Genomic DNA, 5,751 nt, shown 5'->3' with positions numbered 1-5,751 from the left:
TGTATTTTGCAAGCAAAAAGTTTAGAAGAATGCAATGAAAAGTTTAGAACTTTGCCAGCCCTTACTTTCTTTCTAATTAGCGATTCGATAATGCATGTTTCACACGGTAACTATCGCCAGTAAAACTTAAAATATGTGCGTGATGTATCACTCGATCCACCAAGGCAGCGGTGAGCCGTGCATCCACAAATATTTTATTCCACTGACTAAATTCTAAATTGGACGTAATAATAAGGCTTTTCTGTTCATACCAATCGGAAATCAATTGAAATAATAACTCAGCTCCATCCTTACTAAATGGCACGTATCCCATCTCATCAAGAATGATCATATCGACTTTATTGAATCGGTTACGTAATAGTTGATATCGGCCTTCTGCCCAGGACTTTTCCAAAAGGTCTATTAAATCAGCTACCCGGTAGAAACGGACCTCATATCCGTTTCTACAAGCCTTACGACCCAATGCTGTTGCCAAATGGGATTTCCCAGTTCCTGGCGCTCCGGATAGAATGACATTCTCTTTTCTCTTGATAAATGAAAGGGACTCCAGACCATCTCTGTCGAGATTTGTTGGGAAATGAATATGTTCGCCCCAACGATAATCATCTAGTTCCTTTTCATTCATGAATTTTGCCTTTTTAATTAGGCGTTCTCCTTTTGCTATTTCCCTTAACTCTATTTCTTGTTGTAGTAAATCTATCAAGTATTGTTCTGGATTCTCGAAAGGAACCTTCTCGTACATGTCGGCTACATATGCTAAACGAAGCAATTTACATTTCTCTCTAATCGCATCAGTCATGATATACACCCTCCTTAACGGTAGGCTGGAGGGAGTCATAAATACTCCAATTTACATCATAAGGATGGTTCGTAGAATCATCCAGACTCGCATCAAACTGTTTTTCTTCTGGTAGTAACTCATAGAAGCGTTCGTCTATTTCTTGCATATCATGATTTACAATTAAGCTTAGTAACCACTCTACACGTTCTTTTCTTAATTTCATTGATTCAATGTTTAAGTAATAAGAAATTCTGCCGGGCAGGTAGGGGAAATACCGAGAATATACAATGGATCGTGGCTTCTGTTTCCAATTTTTTAAGATGGATTGCCACGGAATTTCCCTTGTTTGATTCATATACCGTCTAGGTCCTTTGGAGAGCACTTCACCGTTGCGGGTGACGACTTTATAGTGATCCCAATATAAAATCAAATGCAGTTTACCGTAATGGTAACTTGTAGGCACATGGACCAGCACTCCATCAACCTTTACTTCACCATATTTATTAGCGGTTACCATTGATTGCTTAAATACCGGATACTCGGACTCAGGTAAAGCTAGTCCATAATTCTTTTCCTCTTCAAACAGATCTGCAATTAAGATATCCTTCTTATAATGGAGGCGTTGTTGATCCCTTTTACTCTGGTCAAATAACAAAGCACGTAAGTGTGTTAAATCTTTGATCACAGGAGAAGGAGTGAAAAAGTTATAACGTACATATCCCACTTTGTTTTCGACATGTCCTTTTTCATTTCCTTTTCTTGCATTACAGGCTTGCGGCTCAAATCCATAATGGCTGGCAAAGCGAAGAAACTCTTCATTGAAAACAGTTTCTTCCCCACGCCCCCTTGCCTTTACTACTGCTGCTGAAAGGTTATCTAACCGAAGTTTCCTTGGAACGAATCCCGATTGTTTAAAGAGTATTTTAAGACCTTCTAAAAAGCACTCCTGGTTTTCTGCAGGCAGAGGAACGGTAAAACCTGCGTTACTATATGGAAAACTCATCACTAGTGCATGGATGTCCTTTGCTTGTCCATCTTCAATTGCCTCGGTAATGCCAAAATCTATTTGGGCTTCGGCGGGAGGATGGGTTAGCCTTTCATATTCCTCTTTCAATTCATCCGATTCATCTAATACTTTTTCTTTCCATTCTTCTTTAATGAAGTTACAAACGGTTCGATAAGAACCGGTAAACCCTAATTTCTGTAACCCTTCAAATATATTTTTATTGTTTCTTCTCGATTTCTTTTTGAGGGCATAATCTTCAACGAGCCAGTCAATTACAATTTCTCCCCACTTTTCTTCATACATCATGCCTTTTTTCTCAAGAATCTTTTCTGTAGGTAATTGATCATCATCCGCATATTTTTTAACTGTTACCCAACTAAAACCAGTACGTTTGGAGATTTCATTGATCGATAGGGATTTTATATTCCTTAACTTTTTGATATGATTGATTTCAGGCATTGCTAGCATCCTTTCATCCTCCCACCATTAGTTGATTAGACACCAATAACGGTAGGGTATTTTGAGAGGGCTGGCAAGCCTTTTCTATTTGTGCAACCTTCTAACATTTTGGTTGCAATACTCTTAACTTTTATTTTGCACTAAACAGTATGGTAACCTCAATTATCTACAGAAATCAGGGGGTGGCAATTTTTTTGCTTATAAAGCCCTCTAACATAGGATTTAATAACCTATTTTTATATAAAGTTTTGACAATACGAAGATATATCGGGAGGTTCAGGTATGAGTGGGAAAAGAATATATTACCAAGTGAAAGTAACTATACAAGAGATCGAGCCACCGATATGGAGAAGATTGATCATTCCAAGTGGCATCACTTTTCATAAACTCCATAAGGTTATTCAAGCTGCGTTTGATTGGCAGGATTATCATTTGTTTTTATTTGAGTTACCAGATTTTGTGATCAAGCATCCTGACCCTGAATTTCCACTTCATGAAGTGGAAAAGGATCCAAAAAGAATAAAAATTGACCCTGTTTTTAAAGAGTATAAGCAGTTTTTATATGAGTATGATTTTGGTGATTCGTGGAGACACGAAATTGTAATTGAAGATATCAATACATTAGATGAAGAAATAAACCATCCTCAATGTATCGATGGAGCTAGAAATCGCCCACCAGAAGATGTCGGAGGAATTGGCGGATATGAAAGTTTCTTAGAAATCATCAATGATAATAGTCATCCTGATTATGAACATATGTTGTTATGGGCTGAGAAAGATACGGGTGGACGAAAGTTTGATCCTGATTATTTTTATAAAAATGAAGTAAATCGGAAGCTTAAAAGAATAAAGTGTTAATGTGGCAAAGGGCATCTGCACAGGGAGTGTAGGTGCTTTTTCGTTATAATAAGTTTTAACGTTATAAATAAGTTGCTGTTAACAATTCAGACAATTAAATCATTATTTCCACTATTGTATTTAATTTTAAAAAGGAGTACACTTTAATTGTGAAATGATTCACAATAAATTATTTAAAAAGTTGTCTTTCAAAAGGCGGAAAAATTTTTTGCTTCATTTTGTGAAATATTTCACAAATCAATCCTTAGTAAAAAGGTAAAGGAGTAGATAGTATGTTTGAAAAAGTATTTACTAGTCCAGGGAAGTACGTTCAAGGAAAAAATATCATTGAAAAGGCTGGAGCATATATTAAGGAGCTGGGAACGAAATCTCTAGTAATTGCTGATGAGTTCGTTTGGGAGCTTGTTGGAAATAAAGTAGTGGATAGTCTAGAACGAGAAGGTGTATCTACAACAAAAATGATATTCAATGGAGAATCATCTCTTCAGGAAATAGATAGAATCACAGAAATAGGGAAAAGAGAAAAGGTAGATGTTGTTATTGGAGTTGGTGGCGGAAAAACAATCGATACGATAAAAGCAATCGGCGATCAATTGCAGGTAAATCGAGTTATTATTCCAACCGTTGCTTCATCAGATGCTCCAACTAGTGCATTGTCTGTTATTTATTCTGAGGATGGAGTGTTTGAATCTTATAAATTCTATAATAAAAACCCAGATTTGATTCTCGTCGATACGCATATTATCGCAGGTGCACCACCGAGATTCCTTGCTTCAGGAATTGCAGATGCTCTCGCAACTTGGGTAGAGGCAAGAGCAGCCATTCAGTCAGGTGCGATTAATATGGCAGGAGGTTTGCCGACAATCGCTGGAAAAGCGATTGCTGAAAAATGTGAAGAAGTGCTTTTCCAATATGGATTCCTTGCTTACGAATCTGCTAAACGTCAGATTGTTACCCCAGCTTTAGATGCTGTCATTGAAGCAAATACTTTATTAAGTGGACTTGGATTTGAGAGCGGTGGTTTAGCAGGAGCTCACGCTATTCATAATGGTTTCACTGCATTAAATGGTGAGATTCATCACCTCACACATGGTGAAAAAGTTGCATACGGAACGGTTGCACAATTAGTTTTAGAAAACAGACCAATCGAAGAAATTGAACGCTACATCAAATTGTATCTCCAACTTGACCTTCCTGTTACACTTGAAGAAATTAAATTAAAAGATGTAACGAAAGAAGATTTATATAAGGTAGGAGTTGCTGCAACGAAGGAGACTGAAACAATGCATAACTTACCATTCACTGTTACTCCAGATGATGTTGTTAATGCTATTCTTGCTGTCGACCAGTATACAAAAGCATATAAAGCTCGCGTTGGTTGGAAGGAATAAGTAATAAAGCTGCCTCTATATTTTTATGGAGGCAGTTTTTGCTTGCCAAATCACAATTCACACTCATTATATCAGCTCAGAACAAATTGCCTTACCATTCCTCGATATGGTTAAGGGCGATCTTGAGAAATTAATTGTTCATTAAGGACTTTGGCATTCAAAAAGGACAACGCTGGAACAATAACGAGATATGGATTGAGTCGAGTAGTGTTTTGGATAGCTGTATTATGATTCGTGGAATTGAGGGATCGCTTCGAGGCGTTCAATATAAACAACATCGCCCTACCTTGGTATTGCTCGATGATTTACTTAAAGTGATACAGCAAAATCAGAATCAAAACGTGAACAAGTGAAATCAACGTTTCGTGATGTGGTTATCTCTATTGGCACACGAGAGACGAATACTCATGTCGTTGGAACGATTCTTCATAAAGAGGACTTGATGTCTGACTTGCTAAAGGGAAGAATACCTGGGGTTAGGAGTATTAAGAATGAAGCGATCATTCAATGGTCAGAGCGAGAGAAGCAATATACTAATTTATCAGACCGAGACAGGATCGATACAGCCCTGTCTTTTTTGATACAAATAAAAAGGTGATGCTTGAGAGAACGGAAATTTTATGAAGGAGATTTGTTAAAGGTACATGCTATAGGTGATAATATTGATGATAAGTATGGTATTATTGCAAGTACAAGGTTTGGTAGGAAGGAGTTATATTTTCCATTATGTGAATTAGAAGCCTTAGATTTAAGTGATACAGAGAAAATGTCTTACACGATTATGCAGTATGGTTTGCTAATAAGTAAAATCGAATGGGAGAGAAGGAATATGGTTAAATTAGGTACAAATAGAAAGCCTGCAGTTGTTCGAGTTGCGACAGAGGAGAGAGCAAATGAAATATATAATCTTTGTGAAAATCAAGGTTGGCAGGTTATCATAGGGATTGAACCAGACAAGCCTGAGGATATATCTGATGTCCAAAGGTTAATGGGTGTAAAGTTAGAAAATACAAAAACCATTGTAAAAGAGCTTCATATTGGTAGAAATGAACCATGTCCTTGTGGGAGTGGTAAGAAGTATAAGAAATGTTGTGGATAATAAAAATAATGTGCTAGATGAATCAATTTCATAAAGCCTAGTTCACGATTGTTAGACGACCCCCATTTCGCTTTTAGTGTTTTTAAAAAATTAATTACGCGGCTTGACTAGTCTGCTTGCTAGAAAGGGACTTGGCTATACGATCACACGCGAGCTT

At 37.1% G+C, this 5,751-nt stretch carries 6 protein-coding genes; 4 read left to right on the top strand and 2 right to left on the bottom strand.

Annotated features, from left to right (window positions below; translation table 11 throughout):
• Positions 1-76 precede the first annotated feature (76 nt).
• Positions 77-799 carry an IS21-like element helper ATPase IstB gene (istB, locus tag E2L07_RS15480; protein WP_134228857.1) on the bottom strand — a complete coding sequence of 241 codons (723 nt, stop codon included), beginning with the start codon at positions 797-799 and terminating at the stop codon, positions 77-79.
• Entirely contained in the window at positions 792-2,255 is a 1,464-nt protein-coding gene (gene istA, locus E2L07_RS15475; RefSeq protein ID WP_134228856.1) for an IS21 family transposase, read from the bottom strand. Before istA ends, istB begins: the two co-directional genes overlap by 8 nt.
• Before the next feature lie 273 nt (positions 2,256-2,528).
• Between istA and E2L07_RS15470 the strand changes: the two genes are divergently transcribed.
• The 4 genes from E2L07_RS15470 to E2L07_RS15455 all read left to right on the top strand — a co-directional run bounded on the left by E2L07_RS15470 (position 2,529) and on the right by E2L07_RS15455 (position 5,594).
• On the top strand, positions 2,529-3,104 hold the full coding sequence (locus E2L07_RS15470) for a plasmid pRiA4b ORF-3 family protein (RefSeq protein WP_134230009.1): 576 nt from the start codon (positions 2,529-2,531) through the stop codon (positions 3,102-3,104).
• Positions 3,105-3,376: 272 nt separating this feature from the next.
• Positions 3,377-4,495: a glycerol dehydrogenase gene (locus E2L07_RS15465; RefSeq protein WP_134230008.1), complete on the top strand. Its 1,119-nt coding sequence runs from the start codon at positions 3,377-3,379 to the stop codon at positions 4,493-4,495.
• Between the two features lie 349 nt (positions 4,496-4,844).
• Positions 4,845-5,093 carry a hypothetical protein gene (locus E2L07_RS21295; RefSeq protein ID WP_243854968.1) on the top strand — a complete coding sequence of 83 codons (249 nt, stop codon included), beginning with the start codon at positions 4,845-4,847 and terminating at the stop codon, positions 5,091-5,093.
• 168 nt (positions 5,094-5,261) lie between these two features.
• Positions 5,262-5,594 carry a PBPRA1643 family SWIM/SEC-C metal-binding motif protein gene (locus E2L07_RS15455; protein WP_134230011.1) on the top strand — a complete coding sequence of 111 codons (333 nt, stop codon included), beginning with the start codon at positions 5,262-5,264 and terminating at the stop codon, positions 5,592-5,594.
• The last annotated feature ends 157 nt before the right edge of the window (positions 5,595-5,751 follow it).

The organism is Halalkalibacterium halodurans (assembly GCF_004376175.1).
Lineage (GTDB): Bacteria > Bacillota > Bacilli > Bacillales > Bacillaceae_D > Halalkalibacterium > Halalkalibacterium halodurans.
Note: the sequence above shows the minus strand (reverse complement) of the source record. Positions and strands in the feature narration are given on the sequence as shown.

Excerpts from the sequence above, each read along its gene's own strand:
- istB (WP_134228857.1), bottom strand. The coding sequence starts at position 799 with ATGACTGATGCGATTAGAGAGAAATGTAAATTGCTTCGTTTAGCATAT.
- istA (WP_134228856.1), bottom strand. The coding sequence starts at position 2,255 with ATGCTAGCAATGCCTGAAATCAATCATATCAAAAAGTTAAGGAATATA.
- E2L07_RS15470 (WP_134230009.1), top strand. The coding sequence starts at position 2,529 with ATGAGTGGGAAAAGAATATATTACCAAGTGAAAGTAACTATACAAGAG.
- E2L07_RS15465 (WP_134230008.1), top strand. The coding sequence starts at position 3,377 with ATGTTTGAAAAAGTATTTACTAGTCCAGGGAAGTACGTTCAAGGAAAA.
- E2L07_RS15455 (WP_134230011.1), top strand. The coding sequence starts at position 5,262 with ATGTCTTACACGATTATGCAGTATGGTTTGCTAATAAGTAAAATCGAA.